General features: G+C 71.9%; 24 protein-coding genes. 13 read left to right on the top strand and 11 right to left on the bottom strand.

The window, feature by feature from the left end:
- Positions 1–10: 10 nt before the first annotated feature.
- The 3 genes from AB0I98_RS00265 to AB0I98_RS00255 all read right to left on the bottom strand — a co-directional run bounded on the left by AB0I98_RS00265 (position 11) and on the right by AB0I98_RS00255 (position 2,641).
- Entirely contained in the window at positions 11–181 is a 171-nt protein-coding gene (locus AB0I98_RS00265; RefSeq protein ID WP_328352944.1) for a hydrophobic protein, read from the bottom strand.
- 55 nt (positions 182–236) lie between these two features.
- Complete coding sequence (locus AB0I98_RS00260) at positions 237–1,070, bottom strand: methyltransferase domain-containing protein (protein ID WP_362932909.1); 834 nt, start codon at positions 1,068–1,070, stop codon at positions 237–239.
- Positions 1,071–1,144: 74 nt separating this feature from the next.
- On the bottom strand, positions 1,145–2,641 hold the full coding sequence (locus tag AB0I98_RS00255; RefSeq protein ID WP_362932906.1) for a phosphatase PAP2 family protein: 1,497 nt from the start codon (positions 2,639–2,641) through the stop codon (positions 1,145–1,147).
- Between the two features lie 72 nt (positions 2,642–2,713).
- Here AB0I98_RS00255 and AB0I98_RS00250 point away from each other — a divergent pair, with 72 nt between their 5' ends.
- The 3 genes from AB0I98_RS00250 (at position 2,714) to AB0I98_RS00240 (ending at position 5,375) form a co-directional block, all read left to right on the top strand.
- On the top strand, positions 2,714–3,367 hold the full coding sequence (locus AB0I98_RS00250) for a histidine phosphatase family protein (RefSeq protein ID WP_362932903.1): 654 nt from the start codon (positions 2,714–2,716) through the stop codon (positions 3,365–3,367).
- A 64-nt stretch (positions 3,368–3,431) separates the two neighbouring features.
- On the top strand, positions 3,432–5,051 hold the full coding sequence (locus tag AB0I98_RS00245; protein WP_362932900.1) for an ATP-binding cassette domain-containing protein: 1,620 nt from the start codon (positions 3,432–3,434) through the stop codon (positions 5,049–5,051).
- A gap of 60 nt (positions 5,052–5,111) precedes the next feature.
- Positions 5,112–5,375, top strand: coding sequence for a DUF6158 family protein (locus tag AB0I98_RS00240; RefSeq protein ID WP_362932897.1), 264 nt, complete (start codon positions 5,112–5,114; stop codon positions 5,373–5,375).
- A 28-nt stretch (positions 5,376–5,403) separates the two neighbouring features.
- Here AB0I98_RS00240 and AB0I98_RS00235 read toward each other — a convergent pair whose 3' ends face one another.
- The 5 genes from AB0I98_RS00235 to AB0I98_RS00215 all read right to left on the bottom strand — a co-directional run bounded on the left by AB0I98_RS00235 (position 5,404) and on the right by AB0I98_RS00215 (position 9,491).
- Positions 5,404–5,946, bottom strand: a complete 543-nt coding sequence (locus tag AB0I98_RS00235; RefSeq protein ID WP_362932894.1) for a type 1 glutamine amidotransferase domain-containing protein — start codon at positions 5,944–5,946, stop codon at positions 5,404–5,406.
- A gap of 129 nt (positions 5,947–6,075) precedes the next feature.
- Complete coding sequence (locus AB0I98_RS00230) at positions 6,076–6,720, bottom strand: diguanylate cyclase (RefSeq protein WP_362932891.1); 645 nt, start codon at positions 6,718–6,720, stop codon at positions 6,076–6,078.
- Positions 6,717–7,148 carry a CBS domain-containing protein gene (locus AB0I98_RS00225; protein ID WP_362932888.1) on the bottom strand — a complete coding sequence of 144 codons (432 nt, stop codon included), beginning with the start codon at positions 7,146–7,148 and terminating at the stop codon, positions 6,717–6,719. Before AB0I98_RS00225 ends, AB0I98_RS00230 begins: the two co-directional genes overlap by 4 nt.
- Positions 7,149–7,256: 108 nt before the next feature.
- A complete protein-coding gene (locus AB0I98_RS00220; protein WP_362932885.1) occupies positions 7,257–7,631 on the bottom strand; it encodes a DUF2795 domain-containing protein in 375 nt (124 codons plus the stop codon).
- A 63-nt stretch (positions 7,632–7,694) separates the two neighbouring features.
- A complete protein-coding gene (locus AB0I98_RS00215) occupies positions 7,695–9,491 on the bottom strand; it encodes a thiamine pyrophosphate-requiring protein (protein WP_362932882.1) in 1,797 nt (598 codons plus the stop codon).
- Positions 9,492–9,735: 244 nt separating this feature from the next.
- Between AB0I98_RS00215 and AB0I98_RS00210 the strand changes: the two genes are divergently transcribed.
- Positions 9,736–10,530 carry an RNA polymerase sigma factor SigF gene (locus AB0I98_RS00210; RefSeq protein WP_362932879.1) on the top strand — a complete coding sequence of 265 codons (795 nt, stop codon included), beginning with the start codon at positions 9,736–9,738 and terminating at the stop codon, positions 10,528–10,530.
- 66 nt (positions 10,531–10,596) lie between these two features.
- Here the strand turns inward: AB0I98_RS00210 and AB0I98_RS00205 are convergent, their stop codons facing one another.
- Positions 10,597–11,715, bottom strand: coding sequence for a GAF domain-containing protein (locus AB0I98_RS00205; RefSeq protein WP_362932876.1), 1,119 nt, complete (start codon positions 11,713–11,715; stop codon positions 10,597–10,599).
- A gap of 128 nt (positions 11,716–11,843) precedes the next feature.
- On the opposite strand from AB0I98_RS00205, the gene AB0I98_RS00200 reads away from it, so the two are divergent.
- The 4 genes from AB0I98_RS00200 (at position 11,844) to AB0I98_RS00185 (ending at position 16,136) form a co-directional block, all read left to right on the top strand.
- Complete coding sequence (locus AB0I98_RS00200) at positions 11,844–12,551, top strand: ANTAR domain-containing protein (RefSeq protein ID WP_362932873.1); 708 nt, start codon at positions 11,844–11,846, stop codon at positions 12,549–12,551.
- Between the two features lie 272 nt (positions 12,552–12,823).
- Positions 12,824–13,690 carry a hypothetical protein gene (locus tag AB0I98_RS00195; protein WP_362932870.1) on the top strand — a complete coding sequence of 289 codons (867 nt, stop codon included), beginning with the start codon at positions 12,824–12,826 and terminating at the stop codon, positions 13,688–13,690.
- Positions 13,691–13,839: 149 nt separating this feature from the next.
- The gene (locus AB0I98_RS00190; RefSeq protein WP_362932867.1) at positions 13,840–15,087 is read left to right on the top strand and encodes an aminotransferase class I/II-fold pyridoxal phosphate-dependent enzyme; all 1,248 of its coding nucleotides are present in this window, start codon (positions 13,840–13,842) and stop codon (positions 15,085–15,087) included.
- Complete coding sequence (locus tag AB0I98_RS00185; RefSeq protein WP_362932864.1) at positions 15,084–16,136, top strand: MBL fold metallo-hydrolase; 1,053 nt, start codon at positions 15,084–15,086, stop codon at positions 16,134–16,136. The genes AB0I98_RS00190 and AB0I98_RS00185 overlap by 4 nt, the downstream gene beginning before the upstream one ends.
- A 76-nt stretch (positions 16,137–16,212) precedes the next feature.
- Here AB0I98_RS00185 and AB0I98_RS00180 read toward each other — a convergent pair whose 3' ends face one another.
- Positions 16,213–16,830, bottom strand: coding sequence for a VTT domain-containing protein (locus tag AB0I98_RS00180; RefSeq protein WP_362932861.1), 618 nt, complete (start codon positions 16,828–16,830; stop codon positions 16,213–16,215).
- Entirely contained in the window at positions 16,830–17,603 is a 774-nt protein-coding gene (locus AB0I98_RS00175; RefSeq protein ID WP_362932858.1) for an MBL fold metallo-hydrolase, read from the bottom strand. Before AB0I98_RS00175 ends, AB0I98_RS00180 begins: the two co-directional genes overlap by 1 nt.
- Before the next feature lie 85 nt (positions 17,604–17,688).
- Between AB0I98_RS00175 and AB0I98_RS00170 the strand changes: the two genes are divergently transcribed.
- The 5 genes from AB0I98_RS00170 to AB0I98_RS00150 all read left to right on the top strand — a co-directional run bounded on the left by AB0I98_RS00170 (position 17,689) and on the right by AB0I98_RS00150 (position 23,897).
- On the top strand, positions 17,689–18,090 hold the full coding sequence (locus AB0I98_RS00170; protein ID WP_328352895.1) for a hypothetical protein: 402 nt from the start codon (positions 17,689–17,691) through the stop codon (positions 18,088–18,090).
- 144 nt (positions 18,091–18,234) lie between these two features.
- Complete coding sequence (locus AB0I98_RS00165; protein ID WP_362932855.1) at positions 18,235–20,310, top strand: alkaline phosphatase family protein; 2,076 nt, start codon at positions 18,235–18,237, stop codon at positions 20,308–20,310.
- 81 nt (positions 20,311–20,391) lie between these two features.
- On the top strand, positions 20,392–21,453 hold the full coding sequence (locus AB0I98_RS00160; protein WP_210572185.1) for a MoxR family ATPase: 1,062 nt from the start codon (positions 20,392–20,394) through the stop codon (positions 21,451–21,453).
- Between the two features lie 148 nt (positions 21,454–21,601).
- Positions 21,602–23,404 carry a hypothetical protein gene (locus AB0I98_RS00155; RefSeq protein WP_362932852.1) on the top strand — a complete coding sequence of 601 codons (1,803 nt, stop codon included), beginning with the start codon at positions 21,602–21,604 and terminating at the stop codon, positions 23,402–23,404.
- 64 nt (positions 23,405–23,468) lie between these two features.
- Complete coding sequence (locus tag AB0I98_RS00150) at positions 23,469–23,897, top strand: OsmC family protein (protein ID WP_328352882.1); 429 nt, start codon at positions 23,469–23,471, stop codon at positions 23,895–23,897.
- Positions 23,898–24,033 lie beyond the last annotated feature (136 nt).

The raw sequence follows: 24,033 nt of genomic DNA, 5'->3' as shown, positions 1-24,033 counted from the left end.
GGGAGCAGATTCACCACCTGTACCAGCGGCCCCTGCCCCCGGCTGCCGTGGTGCCTCGCATGAAGAATCCCAGCAGCCACAGCACCAGCACCGCCAGCGCGATCCACCACAGCAGCTTTACGGCGAATCCGGCGCCGAAAAGAACCAGCGCCAGAAGTAGTACCAGCAGAATGGGAACCATAATTCGACCTCCTGTCGACCGGGTTTCCAGGAATCCGGATTTCAGGCTTTCCTGCTCAGGCTTTCTTCCGGCAGAGGATCTCCCCGTGCAGCACGCTGAACCAGCCGTCCTCCCGCGTCCCCCAGTCCCGCCAGGCGTCCGCCACCGCTTGTAGCCGCTCGGGGTTCGCGTGACCGCCGGCCGTGGCGCGCTCGGCGTACGCCGACGCCACGGTGCGGTCCGCCCACAGGCCGCTCCACCAGGCCCGCTCGTCCGGCGTCGAGAAGGTCCAGGTGCTGGAGGTGGCGGTGATGTCGGTGAGACCCGCCGCCAGCGCCCAGGACTTCAGCCGGCGTCCCGCGTCCGGCTCGCCGCCGTTGGCGCGGGCCACCCGCCGGTACAGGTCCAGCCAGTCGTCCAGGCCCGATGACGCGGGGTACCAGGTCATCGCCGCGTAGTCCGCGTCGCGGACCGCGATGAACCCGCCCGGCTTCGTCACCCGGGCCATCTCGCGCAGCGCCCGCACCGGATCGCCGACGTGCTGGAGCACCTGGTGGGCGTGGACCACGCAGAACGCGCCGTCCGGGAAGTCGAGGGCGTGGACGTCGGCCACCGTGAAGTCGGTGTTCATCAGGCCCCGCTCGGCGGCGTTGTCCCGGGCCTGGATGAGGATCTCTGCCGCCCGGTCGACGCCGGTGACGTGCCCCTCGGGGACCAGCGCCGCCAGGTCGGCGGTGATGGTGCCCGGGCCGCAGCCGATGTCCAGGATCTTCATCTGCGGTGTGAGTGAACCGAGCAGGTAGGCGGCGGAGTTGGCGGCGGTCCGCCAGGTGTGCGAGCGCAGCACGGACTCGTGGTGGCCGTGGGTGTAGACGGCGGTTTCCCGGGCTTTCCCCTGCGGTTTCGGCATGCCGACACCGTACGTCGGCATGCCGAATGTTGAGACCCGCGTTTTACTATGTGGACAACAATGTCGTGGACTGCCTATACGAACTTCCCGTTCAGCGGGCGGTACACAGTGAGCGCCTCCGGCAGCTTCTCCACCGTCACCTCGCCCGCCACCTCCGTGACTTCACCGTCGTGGGCGAGCAGGGTCCCCGGCGCGACGCCGGCCACCCGCAGCCGGCTGACCTGGACCGCCGCGTGGGCCGGGGAGCGGGTGAGCGGGCCCGCGAAGGCCGCCGCGAGCAGCCGCAACGCCGGTTTGCGGCCGCCGTGCACCACCCGTACGTCGAACCGTCCGTCCGCCAGATCCGCACGCCGGCCCGGCACCAGGCCCAGTCGGTGGTAGGTGCCGTTCCCGACGAACAGCAGCCACAACGGGCGTGCCCGGCCGCCGAGTTCGGCCTCCAGCGGATGGCGGTCGGCGTTCAGCACGCGCAGTGCCGCGAGGACGCCCGCCGGCCAGCCGCCGATCCGGTGCGACCAGCGGTCCCGCTCGCGCACCAGCTCCGGGTAGACGCCCAGGCTGCAGGTGTTGAGGAAGATGCCGTCGCGCTCGCCGCAGACGAACCGGCCCACGTCCACCCGCACGGCCTCGCCGCCGCGGACGGCCCGGCTCAGATCGCGGACGTCCTCCACGCCCAGGTCGTGGGCGAAGTGGTTCAGCGTGCCGCCGGGCAGCACCGCCAGCGGCAGGCCGTGGCGCATCGCGATGCCGGCGGCGGTGTTCACCGTGCCGTCGCCGCCACACACGCCGAGCACCCGGGCGCGGGCGGCCGCCTTCACCAACTCGTCGTGGATGTCCGTCGGTTGGCACTGCACGATCTCCGCCTGCGGCAGCGCCTGGGCCAGCGCGTGCACGCGCTCGGCGGTGCCCGCGGCCGTGTTGGCCACGACGACCAGGCCCGCGCCGTCCGGCAGGGCGGGGACGTCCGCGCGGGGCCGGGCCGGCGTGCCCTGGGGGCGGGTCGGCACCAGGCCCTGTACGGCGTACGCGGCACCCATGCCCAGGGCGGCGCCCGCGAGCACATCGCTCGGGAAGTGGACGCCGGTGTAGACGCGGGAGAGGGCGACCGACCACGCCACCGGTGCCACCGCCGCGCCCCAGGCGGGCGACTCCAGGGCGACGCCGGTCGCGAAGGCGGCGGCGGACGCGGAGTGACCGGACGGGAAAGAGGTGGTGATCGGCTGCCGCTTCAGCTGTCGCACCAGTGGCACCGGGTCGAGGACGGGGCGCGGGCGGCGCACACTGCGCTTGCCGAGCGTGTTGATGGTGGCCGAGGCCAGGCTGAGGGAGGCGACGCCGCGGGCCGCGGCACGGCGGCCCCGGGGCGTCCGGCTCGCCGCGATGACGGCCGCCGTGGCGAACCACAGCACACCGTGGTTCGCGCTCCGGCTCAGCTTCGGCAGGACGCGCTCGGCGCCGGGCCAGTGGCGCTCGGCCGCGAACTCGAACAGTCGGTTGTCCAGCGCGAGCAGCCAGTCACGCAGCACATGGTGGCCGGGTTTCGGGACGGTGAGATCGACGTCTGGGCTCATGGCGTCACGGGTACCCTGAAGTGCCCGTTTCTTGTGCGGCGGGACGCGAACCACACCCGGAGGACCCCGTACATGCGCCTGCTCCTCATACGCCACGGCCAGACCCCCTCGAACGTGGACCATCTGCTGGACACGGCCGTTCCCGGCCCGGGGCTGACCGCACTCGGCGAGCGGCAGGCGGCCCTGCTGCCCGAGGCTCTCGCCGACGAGGACATCGAGGCCCTGTACATCTCCACCCTCATCCGCACCCGGCTCACCGCCGCCCCGCTCGCCGCCGCCCGCGCCCTCGACATGATCGTCCGCGACGGCATCCGGGAGCTGACGGCCGGCGATCTGGAGATGCTGCCCGGCGACGGTGAGCACGGCCGGACCTACATGGAGACCGTGTTCGCCTGGGCGGCGGGCGACGTGGAGCTGCGGATGCCGGGCGGCGAGAACGGCACCGAGGCGCTGGCCCGGTACGACGCCGTGGTCGCCGAGGCCGCGGACAGCGGGGCCGGGACCGTCGCCATGGTCAGCCACGGCGCGGCGATCCGCATGTGGACCGCGGCCCGCGCGGACAACGTCGACATCCCCTTCGCCGCCGCCCACTCGCTCGACAACACCGGCGTGGTCGTCCTGGAAGGCTCCCCGGCCGACGGCTGGAAGGCGCTGTCATGGGCGGGCGCCGTTGTGGGGGCCACCGGACCCGGCACGGAGGGCGGCCCGACCGGTCAGCCCCTGTAGGCGGCCGGGCACGGACCGATAAGCGTTTGCCCGGACTCCTCCGCGGCCCGCAGAATGCGTCCTCATGGGACATCTGGAAGCCGCACATCTCGAGTACTACCTCCCCGACGGGAGGGCGCTGCTCGGCGATGTGTCCTTCCGGGTCGGCGAAGGCGCCGTCGTGGCCCTGGTCGGCCCGAACGGCGCGGGCAAGACGACCCTGCTGCGGCTGATCTCCGGCGAGCTGAAGCCGCACGGCGGCACGGTCACCGTGAGCGGCGGCCTCGGTGTGATGCGCCAGTTCGTGGGCTCCGTACGGGACGAGACGACCGTACGGGATCTGCTGGTGTCGGTCGCGCCGCCCCGTATCCAGCAGGCGGCGAAGGCCGTCGACAAGGCCGAGCACGCGATCATGACCGTCGACGACGAGGCCGCGCAGATGCAGTACGCGCAGGCCCTCTCCGACTGGGCCGAGGCCCACGGCTACGAGGCCGAGACGCTGTGGGACATGTGCACCATGGCCGCGCTGGGGGTGCCGTACGAGAAGGCGCAGTTCCGTGAGGTGCGGACGCTGTCCGGCGGTGAGCAGAAGCGGCTGGTGCTGGAGGCGCTGCTGCGCGGCACGGACGAGGTGCTGCTGCTCGACGAGCCGGACAACTACCTCGACGTGCCCGGCAAGCGCTGGCTGGAGGAGCGGCTGAAGGAGACCCGCAAGACCGTCCTCTTCGTCTCCCACGACCGCGAACTCCTCGCGCGCGCCGCCGAGAAGATCGTGTCGGTGGAGCCTTCGCCGACGGGCGCCGACGCCTGGGTGCACGGCGGCGGCTTCGCCACGTACCACGAGGCGCGGCGCGAACGCTTCGCCCGCTTCGAGGAGTTGCGCAGGCGCTGGGACGAGAAGCACGCCCAGCTGAAGAAGCTGGTGCTCAACCTGCGCCAGGCCGCCTCCATCAGCCATGAGCTGGCCTCCCGTTACCAGGCGGCCCAGACCAGGCTGCGCAAGTTCGAGGAGGCCGGTCCGCCGCCGGAGCCGCCGCGCGAGCAGGACATCAAGATGCGGCTGAAGGGCGGCCGTACCGGCGTAAGGGCCGTCACCTGCAAGCAACTTGAGCTGTCCGGCCTGATGAAACCCTTCGACCTGGAGGTCTTCTACGGCGAACGGGTCGCCGTCCTCGGCTCCAACGGCTCCGGCAAGTCGCACTTCCTGCGGCTGCTGGCCGGGGACACCGTCGCGCACACGGGGGAGTGGAAGCTGGGTGCGCGGGTCGTCCCGGGCCACTTCGCCCAGACGCACGCGCACCCCGAGCTGACCGGGCGCAAGCTGCTCGACATCCTGTGGACCGAGCACTCCCAGGACCGCGGCGCCGCCATGTCCCGGCTGCGCCGCTACGAGCTGACGAACCAGGCCGAGCAGAGCTTCGACCGGCTCTCCGGCGGCCAGCAGGCCCGCTTCCAGATCCTCGTGCTGGAACTGGAAGGTGTCACGGCCCTGCTGCTCGACGAGCCGACCGACAACCTCGACCTGGAGTCCGCCGAGGCACTCCAGGAGGGTCTGGAAGCCTTCGACGGCACGGTCCTCGCGGTCACCCACGACCGCTGGTTCGCCCGCTCCTTCGACCGCTACCTGGTCTTCGGCAGCGACGGCCGGGTCCGTGAGACGGCGGAGCCGGTGTGGGACGAACGGCGGGTGGAACGGGCGCGCTGACCCGTGGACTGTTCGTACAGTAGATGCTGAAAAGCGAGATCCGGCGGGTACTCGAACCGTATGGACGACCACGACGAGCGGGGCACCACCATGACCGGAGTCGACCCGGACCGACTGGACGATCAGCAGCTCATGAAAGAGCTGGAGACCATCCACCGCACGCGCCACGACACGCTGCTGCACGGCTCGAACGACGCGCTGCGCGCCCACAACGACCGGATGGCGCAGCTGGAGGGCGAGTATCTGCGCCGCAACCCGCGGCGTCCGGTGGCCGCGGGTCGCACACGCGAAGGGGCCCGGGAACGCGGCTGCACGGATTCGTAGACCTGCCGATTCCCAGACCTGGAGCAGGTCAGACCGTCTGCCGGGCGAACACCTCGAGGAAGGCCTCTTCGAAGGCCTTCAGGTCGTCCGGCTTGCGGCTGGTGATCAGCGGGTTCGGGCCCTGGTCGTCGATGTGCACCTGCTCGTCGACCCAGGTACCGCCCGCGTTGCGGATGTCGGTCCGCAGGCTGGGCCACGAGGTGAGCGTGCGGCCCCGTACGACATCCGCCTCGACCAGCGTCCACGGGGCGTGGCAGATCGCGGCGACCGGCTTGCCCCGCTCGAAGAACGCCTGGACGAACGTCACCGCGCGCTCGTCCATCCGCAGGAAGTCCGGATTGGCCACGCCACCGGGCAGCACCAGCCCGCCGAACGACTCGGCCGGCACCTCGCCGACCACCTCGTCCACGGCGAAGGTGTCCGCCTTGTCGAGGTGGTCGAAGGCCTGCACCCGGCCGGGCTTCGTCGACACCAGCACCGGCTCGTGCCCCGCCTCGACCGCCGCCCGCCACGGGTCGGCCAGCTCGATCTGCTCCACGCCCTCGGGCGCCGTCAGAAACGCGATGCGCATCGTCCTTCACCGTCCTTCCTCGGCACGCCAGTGGGCCTCGTCACCCCTGACGCGCTTCTTGTTCCGTCGGGCTGTGTTTTCTTCTTCGCCTCCGGAGAGCTCCAGCCGGTGTCGAGAGACCGACCGTGCTCAGCCCTTCGGACCTCCGCGCGCTCGGTTTCTCGACACCGGCGCGCTCCTTTGGCGGCGTCGGCAGCGCAGCAGTTCCTCGGCGTACGGCAGCACCACACAGGTGCCGATGGCGGCGGCGATCCCCGCGAGATAGGCGCGGGACAGCGGCCGACGGCGCCGCACCAGACGCCACGCGTCAGGCCGGCCGCGACCGCCGCGCAGCAGTGACTTCACCTGGTCGGCGTGCAGACACATCAGCGACGCCAGCGCACCGAACGGCAGCGACTCCAGGAAGCTGTGGATGTGCTGCTCCAGCGGCTTGACCTCGCGGTCGCTGCGTACGGCCGTGCGTACGTCCCACAGGGCGGTCGCCTCGTGCACCGCGGCCCCGGCGGACTGCACGGTCAGCAGCAGCGGGTTGACCTCGTAGCGCAGGGTCAGCGCGATGGGGATGCCGACCTCGGCCATCATCAGGGAGTGGATCAGTGACTCCTTGGTGCCCGCCGTGTCCTCGATGCGGGTGCGCCGGTGCATCACCCAGTCGGCGAGACCGGGCACGAACCAGCCCGGCAGGAGTCCGTACAGCAGATAGCGGATGGTGACATCACCGACGTCCACGGAGACGCCGGTGGCGCGGATCTCGGCGGCCTGGTCCCGGCTCACCCGGATACCTCGCGGTCAGGGGCGGCCCGGCTGATGTCGGCCAGCGCCGAATCGGGGTCCTGAGCCTCGGCCAGGTCGCCGAGGGTGACGATGCCGACCGGCAGGCCGCTCTCCACGACCGGCAGCCGGCGTACCGCGTGCTCGCGCATCAGGGTGATCGCGTCGGACACCGGGTCGTCGGGCGCGACCATGACCGGATCGGGCGTGCACACGGTCTGGGCGCTCACCGTCAGCGGATCGGCGCCCTCCGCGACGGCGCGCACCGCGATGTCACGGTCGGTGAGCATCCCGACGACCCGTGAACCGTCGGCCACCAGCACGTCGCCGATGTCCTGTGCGCGCATCAGCTGCGCCGCTTCGACGAGCGAGGCGTCCGGGCGGACCGCGACCACGCCCGGCGTCATGACGTCCCTCACGAACTCAGCCATCACTGTGGCCCTTTCCTCCGTTCCCCGGCCGACGGCAGCACCACGACCGGGCCGTATGGCGCCGTCCGCAGTACCCCGGGCCGGGGTGGCTATGCGTACTCCTGCCGCTCAGCTCCGGGTCAGGGCCTCGGCGAGTTCCTGGACGTTGGCGTAGCGCGCCGAACGCGGCAGCCGTTCCACCGCCTCGGCGAGGGTGTCCGGCGCGTACCGCCGGCGCAGCTCGCGGGCGAGTTCGCGCGGGGCCGCCGGGAAGGCGCCACGGCCGAGCACTTTGGCCAGCTCCAGCCGGACCGCGGCCAGGGAGGCCCGGGTGCGCCCCGGCGTCACGGGCCCGCCCGCGACCTCCGGGTCGTCCTCGGCCGTGGGCTCGGGGTCGTGCCACTCCTCCGACCTCGTGGGGTGCCCCGACCTCAGCAGACCCTGCAGTTCATGCTTCATCTCGTCGTCACGATGGACGCTCAGCCGGTCACTGCCTCGCTGCATGACTCCCTCCAGATCTTCGGGGGTGAGGCTCCGCGTACCCGAAGAGCGGCGGGCGACACGCGGCTACTTCTTGTCCCGCCCGGGCAGGAACTCCTGCACCTTCGCCTTGAAGCCTTGCTTGATCATCGAGCCCCGGTCCGCGTCGCCCTTCAGGATCGACGCGGCCGTCGCCTCCATCTGGTCCCAGGTGGCGTGCGGGGGGATCGGCGGCACGGCCGGGTCGGTCAGGAACTCGATCACCGCGGGCCCGTCCGCCTCCAGCCCGGCCCGCCAGCCCGCCTCGACGTCCTCCGGCTTCTCCACCCGGATACCCGTCAGACCCAGAGAACGGGCGAAGGCGGCGTACTGCACGTCCGGGATCTCCTGCGAGGGCAGGAAGGACGGCGCTCCCTCCATGGCCCGCATCTCCCAGGTGACCTGGTTGAGGTCATGGTTGTTCCAGACGCCGACGACCAGCCGCTTGTCCTCCCAGCGGTCGGCGTACTTCGCCGCCGTGATCAGCTCCGACAGCCCGTTCATCTGCATCGCCCCGTCCCCGACCAGCGCGATCGCGGGCCGGTCCGGGTGGGCGAACTTCGCGCCGATCGCATACGGCACCCCGCAGCCCATCGTCGCGAGCGTGCCGGACAGCGAGGCGCGCATGCCGGGCCGCATGGTGATGTGCCGCGCGTACCAGTTGGCCGCCGAGCCCGAGTCGGAGCTGATGATCGCGTTGCCGGGCAGCAGCGGGTCCAGCGCCCGCGCCACGTATTCCGGGTTGATCGGGTCGGCCGACAGCCCGGCCCGCCGCTCCATCACGTCCCGCCAGCGCGCCACATTCGCGCACACCGTGTCGTACCACTCACGCCCGCGCTGCTCCGTCCCCAACAGCGGGATCAGCTGCTGAAGGGTCGCCTTCGCGTCGCCGACGAGATTCACCTCGTACGGATAGCGCATCCCGACCATGTGCGGATCGATGTCGATCTGCACACCCCGCGCCTTGCCGAAGTCCGGCAGGAACTGCGTGTACGGGAAGGACGACCCGATGGTCAGCAGGGTGTCGCAGTCCCGCATCAGCTCGTACGACGGCCGGGTGCCCAGCAGCCCGATCGCGCCGGTGACATACGGGAGTTCATCGCTGAGCGCGTCCTTGCCGAGCAGCGCCTTGGCCACACCGGCACCGAGCAGTTCGGCGATGCGCTCCACCTCGGGCTGGGCGCCGGACGCGCCCTGGCCGACCAGGATCGCCACCTTGTCACCGGAGTTGAGGATCTCGGCCGCCCGCGCGAGGGACTCCTCGGAGGGGATCGCCGTCCAGGAGCTGCGGTCCAGGCTGGAGGGCACCATCTTGAACTCGTGCGTGGGCGGCGAGTAGTCGAGCTCCTGCACATCGCCGGGGATGATGATCGCCGTGGGGGAGCGGCGCGCGTACGCGGTGCGGATCGCCCGGTCCAGTACGTTCGGCAGCTGCTCGGGGACGGTGACCGTCTCCACGAAGTCCGAGGCGACGTCCTTGAACAGGGTGTGCAGGTCCACCTCCTGCTGATAGGAGCCGCCCATCGCCGTGCGGTGCGTCTGCCCGACGATCGCCAGCACCGGAACGTGGTCGAGCTTGGCGTCGTACAGGCCGTTGAGCAGATGGATCGCGCCGGGGCCCGAGGTGGCCGCGCACACGCCGACCCGGCCGCTGAACTTCGCGTAGCCGACCGCCTGGAACGCGGACATCTCCTCGTGCCGGGACTGGATGAAACGGGGCCGGTCCTCTGCGCGGCCCCAGGCGGCGAGCAGCCCGTTGATGCCGTCGCCGGGATAGCCGAAGACGTGCTCCACACCCCATTCGCGCAGGCGTGCGAGGACGTGGTCGGAGACCTTGGTGCTCATACGGACCTCCCGGACTCGGGATCGACAGCAGCAGCACTGCCCGAGTCACCCGCCGGGTCAGCGGAAAACCTGCGCCGTGTTTGCGGCCGGGGCAGAAGGGCAGGCGAAATACCAGTGCTTCGGACAGGAGGCACGTCCGTGGAAGCGGCGCTCTCGCCGCCACGGCCGCGTCTGTCCGACGTGCGGCCGCGCTCCCACGGTGACCGTCCAAGCCAAAGCGCAATCAAGGGAGTTGTGGCGCATCATGCCCACTCAAGTGAGCGCGAAGCACCACCCGCACGACGACGCACCCGACACGGCGGAGGCCTTCCGCAAGCTGGCCACGCTGCCGCCGGGACCGCAGCGCGACACGCTCCGTGACGAGACCGTCGAGGCCTGGCTGCCCATGGCCGACCGGCTCGCCGGACGCTTCCGCAGCCGCGGCGAGAGTTTCGACGATCTACGTCAGGTCGCGGCGCTCGGCCTGGTCAAGGCCGTCGACCGGTACGACCCCGCACGCGGCAACGCCTTCGAGAGCTATGCCGTACCGACCATCACCGGGGAGATCAAGCGGCACTTCCGCGACCACATGTGGACGCTGCATGTGCCGCGCCGGGTCCAGGATCTGCGCAACCGGGTCCGGTTCGCCTGCCAGGACCTGTCGCAGACCGTGTCCGGCCAGCGGCCCACCGTGGCCGAGATCGCCGAGCACGCGAACATGAGCGAAGAGGACGTGCTGGTGGGCCTGGAGGCCCTGGAGAGCTTCACGGCCCTGTCCCTGGACGCGGAGCTGCCCGGCAGCGAGGACGGGTACTCCCTGGGCGACGCCCTCGGCACGTCCGACCCGGCGCTGGACACGGTCGTGGACCGTGAGGCCGTACGGCATCGGCTGGCGGCGCTGCCGGAGCGGGAGCGGGCCATTCTGTACATGCGGTTCTTCGGGGACATGACGCAGAGCCGGATCGCTGAGCGGCTCGGGATCTCGCAGATGCATGTGTCTCGGTTGATCAGCCGGTGTTGCACGCGGGTGCGGGATCAGGTGCTACAGGACGCCGCGTAGCGCTCCGCTGGAGGCCGGTTCGTCACTGCGGGTCCGCTGTGGCTGGTCGCGCAGTTCCCCGCGCCCCTAGGGGGTGTTCGTGAGCCGGAGTGCTATGTGCTGGGACATCATGTCCATCGCTTGCGCCTCGGCCATCGAGAAAGCCAGGCGGGCTCCGCAGCGCAGCAGCGTGAGGACGCCGTGCACCTTGCCGTCGGCTGTCAGGGGCACGCACAGCAGTGAGGTGACGTTCGCCTGTACGAGGACCGGGGCGCCGGACGCGTCCCGGCCCAGGGCTTCCGGATCCTCGGGGCGTACCTGGAGTGCCGGGGCGCCGCCCCGCGCCGCCTCGGCGATCAGGGGAGAATCGGCCGGATCCAATGCCATCAGCGCGTCCGCCTCCTTCTCCGATGGGGCGAACACCGTCGTACGGGACAGGCGGGCGGAGCCCGCGTCGGCTATCACCCAGTCGGCGAACCGGCCATGCAGTACCTGACCCGCCTGGTGCAGGACTTTGCCGGGCGGGGACGTGAGCAAGGCCGTCGTCATGGCGTCCAGCAGGTCCATCAGGGATGCGTGCCGGGTGGCCTCGGCGAGGTCGGGGACTTGGCCCGTGGTGGTGGTGTCCGATTCTGGTGAGGCCGGCACGCCGAGTCCGCCGGGCTGCATGAGGACCAGCACCGTGGGGCGTGGCTCGCCCGTCGGGCGTACGGCGGTCAGGGTCGCGTGTACCGGCTCGGCCGGGCGGCGTTGGAGGTGGACGGTGAGGCTGCGGTCGCCTTCGCCGCGGGCCACGGCCGCGGCCTGGGAGCGGAATGCCGCCCGGTCGGCGTGGACGAGGAAGCCCGTCAGGGGCCGGCCCGTCGCAAAGCCGGCGCGGACGCCGGTGAAGGCGGTCGCCGCGAAGTTCAGCCGGCGCACCACGGTCTCCCGGTCCACCAGCGCGACCGGCAGCGGCAGCCGCTGGAACACCGTCCCCAGCAGCTGCTGTTCCTGGCGGTCGGCAGCGGCCGGGCGGGAGCCGCCGACGGTGGACAGCCGCTGGTACCACGGCCACAACTGGTCGGCCACATGGTCGAGTTCGAAGATCGCCGCATCCAGTACGGTGGGCAGGTCGCCGCCCGAAGCAGACCGCGCCGCCTTCAGCTCCGCGACGCGGCGCACGAAATCCGCGAGTTCTTCACCGAACTCCTCCGTCTGGGTCATGCGACGAACCTAGCGCGCGGTACGGCTTACCGGACCGTCGGAGTCCGACGGGCGCAACGCTCCGGCTTTCTCCCGCTGTTTCCCGGCCAAGTCGACGGGGCAGCCGAGGGGAAGAGGAGGACTGCACAATGCCGGACACCCAGGACACCGGCCGCTGGGGCGCGGAGTCCACGCTACCCGGCCGACGGCTGTCCGAACTGGTCGAGCAGGCCGCCCGCTGCACCGCCTACTGCTGCGGAGCGAGCGGCACCGTCATCGAGGGCAGCCCCGAACGACCGGCGGCGGTCACCCATCCCGACCTGGCCGCGCTCGTCGCGGTGCAGATGCGCTCCGGGGAGGGGCCCATCCCCGCCGCCGTCGAACGCGGGGCACCCGTCGACTCGACGGATCTGCTGCGCGAGGAGCGGTGGCCGCAGTACCGGGCCCTGGCGCTGGACTCGGGGGTGCGATCCAGTGTGACGCTTCCCTTCCGCCGGGCCGGGCTGACGGTGACCCTGAGCCTCTACAGCTTCCGCCCGGGGACTCTCGAGGACGCCTCGCACGGGCCCGCCCGGGCGCTCGGTGACTTCGCCGCGGCGTGTCTGGTGCGCGACCGGTCCTACAGCGCCGCGCTCACCGAACTCGACCAACTCGGCACGGCCCTGCGGTCCCGGCCCGTCGTCGATCAGGCGTGCGGGATCATCATGCATGTCCTGGGGTGCGACGCGGACGCCGCGTTCGGCATCCTGCGGCGTATCTCCCAGGCCACGAACCGGAAGCTCGTCGACGTCGCGTCGGCGGTCGTGGAGCGGCGGGGCCGGGGGTTGGAGGGGGAGCTGGCGGCGCTGCGGAACTAGGTGCTCCGGTCGGGGGGGCTATTGGCCGTCTGTCGTCTGCGGGCCCGTTGTGGCTGGTCGCGCCCACGCGGCGGAGCCGCAAATTGATACAGCCCCGCGCCCCTTCGGGGCGCTGACCCGGCGCTCAACGGCAAACCTCTCATCACCCGGTCGGGCTAGCTCGTCCCGCGAATGGGGTCCTGCCGCGCGCGGTGTGTGGGTGGGCGGGCTGTGATGGCGGTGGGGGCACGATCATCGCGCCCCCGGAGCCGTCGGCCGAAGGAGTGCACCCCATGCGCCGCACCGTCCGTGCCCTGTCCGTTGCCGCTCTGGCCGGGATGCTGCCGGTCATCGCCGCCGCGGCCGTCTTCGCGGATCCGGCCGCTGAGGTCAGTCCGGGACAGGTGGGCCCGGGGGGCAGCATCACCGTGTCGGTCTCCTGTGACCCTCTGGAGGGTCCCGCACCCGCCTCCGTCGAGGCCGTATCGCCGGCCTTCGAAGAGGGCACCGTCCAGTTGCGCAGGGTCGTCGGCAACGAGGACGACGTGTCCGGGCCCGCCTACTCCGGCACCGCCCGTATCGCTCCGGCCGAGGAACTGGAGGACGACGAGGGTGTCGGCACCGACAGCGCGTGGACGGTCGACGGCACCTGCCCGGCCGCTGCCGGTGGGGAGGGCGCGCCGTGGAGCGCCACGTTCACGGTGGCACGCGGTGGCAGCAACGGCCCGTGCGCCGACCCGCTCGACCCGACGTGCGCCACCAGCAAGCCCTGCGTCGATCCGCTGGACACGTCGTGCGCCACGAGCAAGCCCTGCCCGGTGCCGACCGCGACCCCCTGCCCCACGAGCAAGCCCTGCCCGGCGCCGACCGCCACGTCCTGCCACACCAGCAAGCCCTGCCCCGAGCCGACCCCCACCGCCTGCCACACCGGTCAGCCGTGTCCCTCGCCGTCGGAGCCGTGTCACACGAGCAAGCCCTGTCCCGACCCGCACGACACGTCCTGCGGCGGTGCGGTGATCGAGCACGGCGTGCATGCCGGTGACGGCGGCGCCTTCAACGACTCGGTGCCCGCCCTGGTGGCCGGCGGAGTGCTGATCGTGGGCGCGTTCGGCGGTGCCGTGTACCGGCTGTGGCGCAAGGCGCCCGCCGAGGACGGCTGACGCGCCTCACCACCCCCCTGTGACCGGCACAACTCGAGCGATCCCCCATGGCTCACCGGCACCCTGGGTACTGAGAGCCCAGGGACGACAACCGCACCGGCCCACGGACGACAACCGAACCAGGGACATCGAACCGGACGGGAGGGACCATGCCGCGGACGGACCCGGAAGGTCACGGCCCCGTCCGCTACGGGCCGCCGATCCCGGACGACGGGCTGCCCGTGCTGCCCGAGCTCTCCGACGTACTCGCCGAGGCCGCGACCCGCGCGGTCAGCGAGCCGGTCGGCGGCGGCCCCGCGCTGCTGGACGCCGCGTGCGGCTACTGGGAGCGGCGGGGCCTTGCCGCCGGTCCCGAGCGGGCCGTCGCCGCGCCGGGCGCCCCCGCGCTGCTGCTCGCGCTGACCTTCGCCATCGGCGGCGACGTGCTGGTGCCGCGGCCGTGCGCGGCCTGGTGGGCGCCGTACGCACGGCTGTTGGGCAGACCCGTCTTCCATGTGGCGACACCGGCCGAGTCCGGCGGTGTCCCGGATCCGTACGCCCTCCTGGAGACCGTGCGCCGGGTCCGTGCCGAGGGCGGCGACCCGCGGCTGCTCGTGCTGTCCGTCGCCGACGACCCCACCGCCACCGTCGCGCCGCCCGAGGCGCTGCACGAGACCGTCGAGGCCGCCCAGGGCGAGGGGCTGCACCTGGTCAGCGACGAGACTTGGCGCGACACCCTGCACGCCCCGCACGACACCGTGCTGCTCAGCCCCGCCGAGATGCTGCCCGACCGGGTCACCGTCGTCACCGATCTGGCCGGCGCGCTGCTGCCGCCCGGCTGGCCCGCGGCCGTCGCTCGCTTCCCGGCCGGCGAGAGGGGCGACGGCCTCCACGCGCGCGTGCTCGACGTACTCACCGCCCTCGGCGCCCGCGTCGCCGGACCGGTCGCCGCCGCGGCCACGTACGCGCTGACGGAACCCGAGCCGGTGTCCCTACGGCTGTCCGCCGCCGTACGCCTGCACGCGCGCGTGGCCGCCGCCGCGCACGCGGCCGTCGTCGCGGCGGGCACCCTCGCCCGTCCGCCGCAGGCAGGCCGCCATCTCTATGTCGACCTGGGCCCGTTGCGCCCCGCGCTCACCGCACACGGAGTCGGCGACGCCCAGGAACTGGAGGACTTCCTCGCCGCCCGGCTCGGTATGCCCGCACCCGGCGGCCACCGCTTCGGCGACGAACTGGGGGCGCTGCGCGTACGGCTGTCCACCGGGCCGTTGCTCGGCGGAACGGACACCGAGCGCGCGGAATGCCTCAGTTCACCCTCGCCGTTGGAACTGCCACATGTGCACCGTGCGTTGATCCACTTGAAGTCGGTCTTCGACGATCTCCGCGACGACGCTCAGCGAGGGGAGCCTCCGCGATGACGCAGCAGTCCGAGTCACCCACGTCGACCACCACGAGTCCGCCCACCCGGGATGCAAGCGTTCCGGCGCCCCCGTTCCCGCCCCTCGCCGAACCCCGCCCACTGGGCGAACGCCGCGTCTGGCCGCGGACGTTCCACGACCGGCTGACCGCTCCGCTGCCCGGCCTCAAGTCCGTCGCCCGCTTCGCCCGGGAGGGCGCCGTCCGCCCGGACAAGGAAGGCCTCGCCGACATCCCGCGCCTGCCCTTCGAGCCCGCCCCGCTGCCCCGGGCCGACGCGCGCACGGTCGCCGTCTCCTGGGCGGGACACGCCAGTTGGGTCGTCCAGATCGGCGGACTCACCGTCCTCACCGACCCGGTCTGGTCCCGCCGCATCCTCGGCACCCCCGCCCGCATCACCCCGGTAGGCATCGACTGGGACGCGCTGGGCCGGGTGGACGCGGTCGTCATCAGCCACAACCACTACGACCACCTGGACGCCCCCACCCTGACCCGCCTCCCGCGCGACACCCCGGTGTTCGTACCCGCCGGCCTCGGCCGCTGGTTCCACCGCCGCCGCTTCACCTGCGTCACCGAGCTCGACTGGTGGGAGGCCGCCGAACTCCAGGGCACCCGCTTCGACTTCGTGCCCGCCCACCACTGGTCCAAGCGCACCCTCACCGACACCTGCCGCTCCCTGTGGGGCGGCTGGGTCCTCACCGCCCCCGACGGCCACCGCATCCACTTCGCCGGCGACACCGGCTACGGCCACTGGTTTACCCGCATCGGCCACCGCTACCCCGGAATCGACCTCACCCTCATGCCCATCGGCGCCTACAACCCCCGCTGGTGGCTCAGCGACGTCCACTGCGACCCCGAGGAAGCAGTACGGGCAACCCAGGACCTGGGAGCACGACGCATGGCCCCCATGCACTGGGCCACGTTCGTACTCTCAGCGGAGCCGGTACTGGAGCCGCTGACGCGGGTGAGAGCGGCGTGGGAAAGGGCTGGGCTGCCGAGGGAGGACCTGTGGGACCTCCCGGTAGGAGGATCAAGGGTGCTGACCAACTAGGGGCGAGCGGATCTCCCTCAGGGGCGCGGGGAACTGCGCGACCAGCCACAACGCAACCCGCACCCCGCAACGAACATCACCTGGCAGCCCGAACCCGCCTCCACACCCCCGGCGCCGCACTGATGACCAAGGTCAACACAACCGCCGCCACCACACCCTCCCAAGGCTCCTTGAACAGCGACCCACCCAGAATCCCGATCAACTGATACGTCACCGCCCACGCAAGGCACGCCGGAAAGTTGCCCCGCGCGAACCGTCGCATAGGCCACTTCGCCATGAGGCAGGCCAGCATCACCGGGAGGCGCCCCGCCGGCATCAGGCGAGACAACACCAGTACGGCCACCCCATGATCGGCAAGCTTCGCCTGCGCAGACGCAAGCCGTTCCTCCGGCGCCCGCGCCCGAATCGCCTCCAACCACCGCGACCCGTTCTTCGACCCCATCCCCCGCCGCCCCAGCCAGTACAGGGCGATGTCCCCGAGAAACGCGGCCAGAGACGCCGTGACAAACACCAGCGCCAACGCAAACGGCGCCGTCTGATGAAACGCCACCACAGCCGCCGAACTCACCAACGCGCCCGTCGGCACAACCGGCACCAACGCCCCGATCAACACCAGCAGAAACAGCGACGGATACCCGATCGCCTGCTGCGTGGACTCCGCCGGCGGAGGCGTCGCCGCCGCGGCGAGCCACATCACCGCGCCACCTCGAGCCGCACACTCTCCCCGTGCCCGAGCAGATGCACCGCCACCTCGGGCGCGACGCCGGCGGCCAACCGCACGAACTCCGAGCCCGGCGCGTGGAATTCATGCGGGCGCACCGCGTCCATCCCGATCGGCCAGTACGTCCCGTAGTGCACCGGCACCGCACTGCGCGGCGCCAGCCGGACCAGCGCCTCAGCCGCCCGCCCCGCGTCCAGATGCCCCTCACCGAGATACGGCCCCCAGCCACCCACCGGCAGCAATGCCACGTCGACCGGCCCGACATCCTCGGCCATCGAGTCGAACAGCCCCGTGTCCCCGGCGAAGTACGTACGCGCCTCGCCCTCGACGACATAGCCGAGCGCGGGGGAGCGGTGCGGCCCGACCGGCAGCCGCCGCCCGTCGTGCCACGCGGGCACCGCCCGTACGACCAGGCCGCCGATCACCGTCTCGTCGCCGGGCGCCACTTCACGGATCTCCAGGTGCCCGAGCCGGCGCAGTCCCGGCACCGCCCTGGATGCGCCCCGGGGCACGAGCAGGCGGGTGCCCGGGGCGAGCGAGGCGAGCGAGGGAACGTGCAGGTGGTCGGCGTGCAGATGGGAGACGAGCGCCACGTCAGCGTGCCGGGCCCGCGGCGGCGGCACCGCGCCCCGGCGACGGCGCAGATGGGCGAGCCGGCGTGCGAACAGGGGATCGGTGAGGACGCGTACGTCCGAGTCCGCGACCGTGCAGGTGGCGTGACCCCACCAGGTGATCTCCACCGGCACCTCTTTGCCTCCTTCGCGCGACTCCCCCGAAGCCTACGACCAGGAGTAGTCTCGGCGCCTGAAACCCGGAGGTGAGGGGGACGCCATGGGACCGGTACGGGTCACGACCATCGCGAGTCTGACGCCGCTGGAGGAACTGGACGACGACCCCTTCCTGGTGGACTCCCGCAGCCAGCACGCCATGTGCGCCCGCTGGGCCGCCGAGCGGGGCTACACCGTCAGCCGCGAACTGCTCGTCCGTGGACTGCGCCCCGACCACTGCGTGCTCTGGGACGGCGTCCGCCCCGGCGTCGACCTCTTCGTCGCCCCCAGCCGCCGAGTCCTGGAGAGCGCCCTCTCCTCCGTCGACGAGTTCACCGCCGAGTGCGCCCGGCGCGGAGTACGGGTGGAAACGGTAGGGGTGGCGGAGCCCGCATACGACTCCCAGATGAAGGCCCGAGTCCACCGCCGCCTGTCAATGCCAACAGCAGGCTACGACGGCCGTTAAGCGCCCCAAAGGGGCGCGGGGAACTGCGCGACCAGCCACGACGAGTCCGCACACAACCGACAACCGCAGAGGCCCAGGAACCCGGTGTGCCACGCTGGAAGCGGCCCGCATCGACGACGGGCCAGGACGTGAGGTGTGCAGGTCGTGCGTGGCGTGCGTTGGCGGCGGGCCGTCAGTCAGGGTGGCCGAAGCGTCGCCGTATGGGCGGTCTCCACGGTCACCATGCTCGTCCTCGCCGGCCTCCTGCCCGACTTCCAGCTACGGTCCGCGGACGGTGACAGCGCCACCGACATAGCGGTGACCGCCGCGTTCGGCGCGGGCGCCTTCGGCGTGCTGTCGGCCGTGGTGTGGCCGCTGCTCGTCCGGCTCCTGCTGCTGGTGCCCGCGCTGGTCCTGGGGCTGCTGGTGTTCTTCCTCAACGGCGGGCTGCTGCTGGTGGCACTGCGCCTCAACCCCACCGAGCGCGGCGCCGTCGCCTGGGAGACCGGCGTCGTGGTCGCCGCCGTGATGTCCGCCGTCGCCTCCGCCACCGGCGGTGCCCTGGCCGTGCGCGACGACGACGCGTACCGGCGCCGCCTGTACCGTCTCGCCGACCGCCGCCGCGGCTCCGGGCCGCCCTGCCCCGCCACCCACGGCACCGTCTTCCTGCAACTCGACGGCGTCGGCCACGACGTCCTGCTGGACGCGGTCTGCAAGGGCCTCATGCCGACCGTCGCCCGCTGGCTGGGCACCGGCGACCGGGCCAGACCGACCCACCGGCTCACCCCGTGGCGCACCGACTGGTCCAGCCAGACCGGCGCCAGCCAGCTCGGCATCCTGCACGGCAGCAACCACGACATCCCCGCGTTCCGCTGGTACGAGAAGGACCGCCGGGAGGTGATGGTCAGCAACCGCCCGACCAGCGCGGCCGAACTCCAGCGCCGCGCCGTCGAGCGCACCGGCGACGCCGGACTGCTCTCCGCCGACGGCGCCAGCCGCGGCAACCTGTTCAGCGGCGGCGCCGACGAGCAGGCCCTCGTGCTGTCCATCGCCACCAGGCGGCGAGGCCGGGAGAATCGCTCCCGGGCGGGCTACTTCGCGTATTTCTCCGACCCGGCGAACGCCGTGCGCACCGCCCTGTCCTTCGTCGCCGAGGTCGGCCGGGAGATCGGCCAGTCCACCCGGGCCCGCTTCTGCAAGGTCCGCCCGCGCGTCAAACGCGGCGGCCTCTACCCCTTCATCCGCGCCTTCGCGACCGTCGTCGAACGGGACGTGGTGGTCGCCGCGGTGATGGGCGACATGCTCGCCGGGCGCACCGCCGTCTACGCGGACCTGGTGGCGTACGACGAAGTGGCGCACCACTCCGGGCCGATGAGCCGCGACGCCAAGAAGGTCCTCGAACGTCTCGACCGGGCGCTGGCGCTGATCGAGAAGGTCGCCGAGCACGCACCGCGGCCGTACCGGATCGTCGTGCTCTCGGACCACGGGCAGAGCCCCGGCGAAACCTTCCGGGCCCGCTACGGCCTCTCCCTCGGCGACCTGGTGCGGGCCGGCTGCGGGCTGCCCGTGCCGCGCAAGGCGCAGCGCACCCACAGCGGCGCCGAGGCCCGCGCCGCCGTACGTGCCGCGCTGCACAGGCCGGTCGAGGAGGGCGGCGAGCAGTACCGTCCGTCGCGCCGCTCGGAGCCGCTGGTGCTGGCCTCCGGCAATCTCGGCCTCGTCTCCTTCCCGGACGTCCCGCACCGGATGAGCAAGGAGGAGATCGACGCCCGCCACCCTGCCCTGCTGACCACGCTCGCCAACCACCCCGGCATCGGCTTCGTCCTCGTCCGCAGCGAACAGCACGGCGGCGTCGTGCTCGGCCCGTACGGCACCGAGATCCCGCTGGACCGACTCGACGAGGACCCGGGCCCCCTCAAGGACTTCGGCCCGGGCGCCGCCGAAGCGGTCCGCCGCACCCACTCCTTCCCGCACACCGCCGACATCATGGTCAACTCCTGGTACGACCCCGCCGACGGCGAAGTCCTCGCCTTCGAGGAGCAGATCGGCTCGCACGGCGGCCTCGGGGGCGCCCAGGCGAAGGCCTTCCTGCTGTCGCCCGTCGCCCTGTCCGTCCCGGTCGACGACACCCAGGAACTCGCCGGCGCCGAGCACATCCACCACGTCCTGCGCCGCTGGCTGCGTGAGGTGGACGGGCCGCAGGTGCCGCTGGACGCTGAGCCGGAGGAGCGGGCCGCCTGAAAACCGGGTGCGTCAAAACGGTCGTACGCACACACTGTTCACAGTCGAACCTGCTCGAACAGACTTGAGGAGCCACCTGCTTTGCAGGCTGCCGTCACCGTCACTCCCGCCCGTATACCTGAGCTGCTGCTCGGTCTCGCGACCGTCCGCCCCGTCTTCCTCTGGGGCGCCCCCGGCATCGGAAAGTCCTCCCTGGTAAGGGAGTTCGCAGAGTCCCTGGGGCTCGAATGCGTCAGCCTGCTGGGCACCCAGCTCGCCCCTGAGGACCTCATCGGCGTGCCGCAGATCCGGGACGGGCGGTCGGTGTTCTGCCCGCCGGAGGCGATCGCCCGCGACGAGCCGTACTGCCTGTTCCTGGACGAGCTGAACGCGGCGACGCCCGATGTGCAGAAGGCGTTCTACTCGCTGATCCTGGACCGCCGTATCGGCAACTACGAGCTGCCGAAGGGCTCGATCGTCATCGGCGCCGGAAACCGCGCGACAGACAACGCGCTGGCCCGCCCGATCGCCTCCGCCCTGATCAACCGCCTCGCCCATGTCCACCTGGAGGCCTCCGCGAAGGACTGGCTCGCCTGGGCCGCGGGCAACGGCATCCACCCCTGGATCCTGGACCACCTCACCGACCGCCCCGACCACCTGTGGTCCAAGCCGCCCAAGACCGAGGAGCCCTTCTCCACGCCCCGCTCCTGGCACATGCTCTCCGACGCGATGCACTCCTTCGGCGCGGAGCTCGACGAGGAGACCCTGAAGATCGTCGCGCACGGCACGCTCACGCCCGCGCACGCCGTCGCCTTCTGCGGCTACGTCAAGATCGTGCGCAGCCAGTACGGCATCGAGGCGATCATCAAGGGCGACGCACGCTGGCCGCACCGGATGCAGGACCGCGACCTGCTCTACTACCTCGCCGAATCGTTCCGCGGACGGCTGGTCAAGGAACTGCCGGCCAGCAAGGAGCACCTGTCGGCGAGCGGGCAGCAGATGGCGTACCGCGCCAAGTCGCTGCTCGTGCAGCTCGCCGAGATCTCGGTGGAAGTCGCGCAGAGCGTCATCGCCCCGGACACCGACGGCAACCCCCTCCTCCCGGCCTGGTTCCTGGTCGAGGCGGCCCGCGACATGCCCCGCCTGGTGGAGGCGCGGCAGTGAGCGGAACGTGCGGTGCGAGGGGCCGAGAGATGGGTGGCCGCGGGGTTGGCCGGCCCTGTGCGGCGCCGACGCGCAAGCAGCCGACGCGCAAGCAGCCGTCGCGCACGCGGCAGCTGCGCGACGAGTCGCTGCGGAAGGGGCCGCCGCGATGAGCCGCAACCGCGGTGGCAAGCAGCCGAAGAAGGACCTCGCGGCTGAGGCGTTCGCGGAGGGGATGCGGCTGGTGCGGGCCAACCGGGCGCTGGCCGCGGTGGGGTTCAGCACCTGCCGCAAGGAGGACTGCCCGCTGTCGCCTGCCTCCGGGCTCGTCCGCGTCGACTCCGACGGCATCCTGCACGCCCATCCCACCCGCCGCGCCGACCCCGCCGACTGGGCCTGGGCGATCGCCCACGGCATCATCCACCTCGGCTTCGGCCACGTACCGGCGAAGGAGGGCCGCCGCACCCAGCCCGACCGGTACGAACTGGCCGCCCGCTGCGCCGTCGTCAACCGCTTCCTGCTCGGCTTCTCCATCGGCCGCACCCCCGACGCCCTGCCGCCCAGCTACCCCGACGGCGACGAGGAGCAGCTCGCCGCCCGCTGGCGCCGCGACGGCATCCCGGGCCCGTACGAGCACTGCGGCACGGCCGGCGGCGACCCGGACCAGCTCCTGGTGCCGTGGGACACCTGGATGGGCGGCACTCCGAAGAACTGGCAGCTGGACTTCGCGCACGCCCTCACCCGCACCGTGGCCACCGCCATGGACGTGGCCGGTGGCCGCCGCGACTCGATGCGCGGCGCCCCCACCCGGCTCCAGCCCTGGGAGCGGGCCCTGAGCTGGTTCGTCTCCTCCTACCCGCTGCTCGGCGGGATCGCGGCCGGTATCACCCTGGTCGCCGACGCCGAACTCGCCCGCGCCCACGGCATCTCCGTCGCCGCCGTCGACGCGGAGGCGGCCGAGATCTACATCAATTCCCTGCGTGAACTCGACGACGAGGAATGGCGGTTCGTCCTCGCCCACGAGATGCTGCACGCCGCCCTGCGCCACGGCGACCGCTGCGGCCCCCGCGACCCGTATCTGTTCAACGTCGCCTGCGACTACGTCATCAACGGCTGGCTGACCGAGATGCAGATCGGCACCATGCCCGACGGACTGCTCCACGACCCCGGCCTCAAGGGCCTCTCCGCCGAGGAGGTCTACGACCGTATCGCCGGCGACCTGCGCCGGATGCGCCGTCTGTCCACCCTGCGCGGCAAGGGCGTGGGCGACATCCTCGGCGGACCGCTCGGCAGCCCGCGCGACTACGTCGACCTGGACGAGTTCTACCGCCGAGGCCTGTGCCAGGGCCTCGATCTGCACCAGCAGCAGGAGCGCGGCTTCCTGCCCGGCGGTCTGGTCGAGGAAATCCGCGCACTCAGCCATCCGCCGCTGCCGTGGGACGCCCAACTGGCCCGCTGGTTCGACGAGTTCGTGTCCCGTCCGGAGCCGGTACGGTCGTACGCCCGCCCCTCGCGCCGTCAGTCCTCCACCCCCGACATCCCGCGCGCGGGCCGCTACTTCCCGCCCGAGGAGATCGCCCGCTGCACCTTCGGCGTCGTCCTCGACACCTCCGGCTCCATGGACCGCACGCTGCTCGGCAAGGCGCTCGGCGCGATCGCCTCGTACGCCGAGGCCCGCGACGTACCGGCCGCACGCGTCGTCTTCTGCGACGCGGCCCCGCACGACGCCGGATTCCTGCCGGTCACCGAGATCGCCGGGCGCGTGCGGGTGCGCGGCCGCGGCGGTACGGTCCTCCAGCCCGGCATCGACTTGCTGCACCGGGCGGACGACTTCCCGCCGGGCGCCCCCATGCTGGTGATCACGGACGGCGACTGCGACACGCTCCGGGTGCGGCGCGAGCACGCCTATCTGATTCCCCAGGGCGCCCGACTGCCGTTCACCGCGCGTGGGCCGGTGTTTCGCGTGCGGTGAGCCGGAATGTGATCGGATGGGGCCACGGAACCCCGCAACGGGACCCCATGCGAAAGGAAGAACCGTGGCAACCACGCGCTCTGCACACACGGTCTGGGAAGGCAACCTTCTCGAGGGCAACGGCGTCGTCACCTTCGACTCCTCCGGGGCCATCGGCGAGCAGCCGGTCACGTGGGCTTCGCGCGCCCAGGACGCGAACGGCAAGACCAGCCCCGAGGAGCTGATCGCCGCCGCCCACTCCAGCTGCTTCTCCATGGCCTTCTCGAACATGCTCGCCAAGGCCGGTACGCCGCCGACCAAGCTCGTCACCTCGGCCGACGTGTCCTTCCAGCCGGGTGAGGGGATCACCGGGATCCACCTCACGGTCGAGGGCACGGTTCCGGGGATCGACAACGACACGTTCGTCGCCACGGCGGAGGAGGCGAAGGTGGGGTGCCCGGTCAGTCAGGCGCTCACCGGGACGACGATCACGCTGTCGGCGAAGTTGGCGTGACGTTTCGCTGAGGGGTGCGCGGGGTTCGTTGTCGGCTGCGGCGCCGTCGTGGCTTGTCGCGCAGTTCCCCGCGCCCCTGAGCGGCGTTGCTGTCCCGCCCTCTGAAAGTGACCGGACGCTCAGTCGGTGACTCGGA

It is taken from the genome of Streptomyces sp. NPDC050211 (genome assembly GCF_040656035.1).
Lineage (GTDB): Bacteria > Actinomycetota > Actinomycetes > Streptomycetales > Streptomycetaceae > Streptomyces.
Note: the sequence above shows the minus strand (reverse complement) of the source record. Positions and strands in the feature narration are given on the sequence as shown.

Coding starts and splice junctions, on each gene's coding strand:
- AB0I98_RS00265 (WP_328352944.1), bottom strand. CDS start 181: ATGGTTCCCATTCTGCTGGTACTACTTCTGGCGCTGGTTCTTTTCGGC.
- AB0I98_RS00260 (WP_362932909.1), bottom strand. CDS start 1,070: ATGCCGAAACCGCAGGGGAAAGCCCGGGAAACCGCCGTCTACACCCAC.
- AB0I98_RS00255 (WP_362932906.1), bottom strand. CDS start 2,641: ATGAGCCCAGACGTCGATCTCACCGTCCCGAAACCCGGCCACCATGTG.
- AB0I98_RS00250 (WP_362932903.1), top strand. CDS start 2,714: ATGCGCCTGCTCCTCATACGCCACGGCCAGACCCCCTCGAACGTGGAC.
- AB0I98_RS00245 (WP_362932900.1), top strand. CDS start 3,432: ATGGGACATCTGGAAGCCGCACATCTCGAGTACTACCTCCCCGACGGG.
- AB0I98_RS00240 (WP_362932897.1), top strand. CDS start 5,112: ATGGACGACCACGACGAGCGGGGCACCACCATGACCGGAGTCGACCCG.
- AB0I98_RS00235 (WP_362932894.1), bottom strand. CDS start 5,946: ATGCGCATCGCGTTTCTGACGGCGCCCGAGGGCGTGGAGCAGATCGAG.
- AB0I98_RS00225 (WP_362932888.1), bottom strand. CDS start 7,148: ATGGCTGAGTTCGTGAGGGACGTCATGACGCCGGGCGTGGTCGCGGTC.
- AB0I98_RS00220 (WP_362932885.1), bottom strand. CDS start 7,631: ATGCAGCGAGGCAGTGACCGGCTGAGCGTCCATCGTGACGACGAGATG.
- AB0I98_RS00215 (WP_362932882.1), bottom strand. CDS start 9,491: ATGAGCACCAAGGTCTCCGACCACGTCCTCGCACGCCTGCGCGAATGG.
- AB0I98_RS00210 (WP_362932879.1), top strand. CDS start 9,736: ATGCCCACTCAAGTGAGCGCGAAGCACCACCCGCACGACGACGCACCC.
- AB0I98_RS00205 (WP_362932876.1), bottom strand. CDS start 11,715: ATGACCCAGACGGAGGAGTTCGGTGAAGAACTCGCGGATTTCGTGCGC.
- AB0I98_RS00200 (WP_362932873.1), top strand. CDS start 11,844: ATGCCGGACACCCAGGACACCGGCCGCTGGGGCGCGGAGTCCACGCTA.
- AB0I98_RS00195 (WP_362932870.1), top strand. CDS start 12,824: ATGCGCCGCACCGTCCGTGCCCTGTCCGTTGCCGCTCTGGCCGGGATG.
- AB0I98_RS00190 (WP_362932867.1), top strand. CDS start 13,840: ATGCCGCGGACGGACCCGGAAGGTCACGGCCCCGTCCGCTACGGGCCG.
- AB0I98_RS00185 (WP_362932864.1), top strand. CDS start 15,084: ATGACGCAGCAGTCCGAGTCACCCACGTCGACCACCACGAGTCCGCCC.
- AB0I98_RS00180 (WP_362932861.1), bottom strand. CDS start 16,830: ATGTGGCTCGCCGCGGCGGCGACGCCTCCGCCGGCGGAGTCCACGCAG.
- AB0I98_RS00170 (WP_328352895.1), top strand. CDS start 17,689: ATGGGACCGGTACGGGTCACGACCATCGCGAGTCTGACGCCGCTGGAG.
- AB0I98_RS00155 (WP_362932852.1), top strand. CDS start 21,602: ATGAGCCGCAACCGCGGTGGCAAGCAGCCGAAGAAGGACCTCGCGGCT.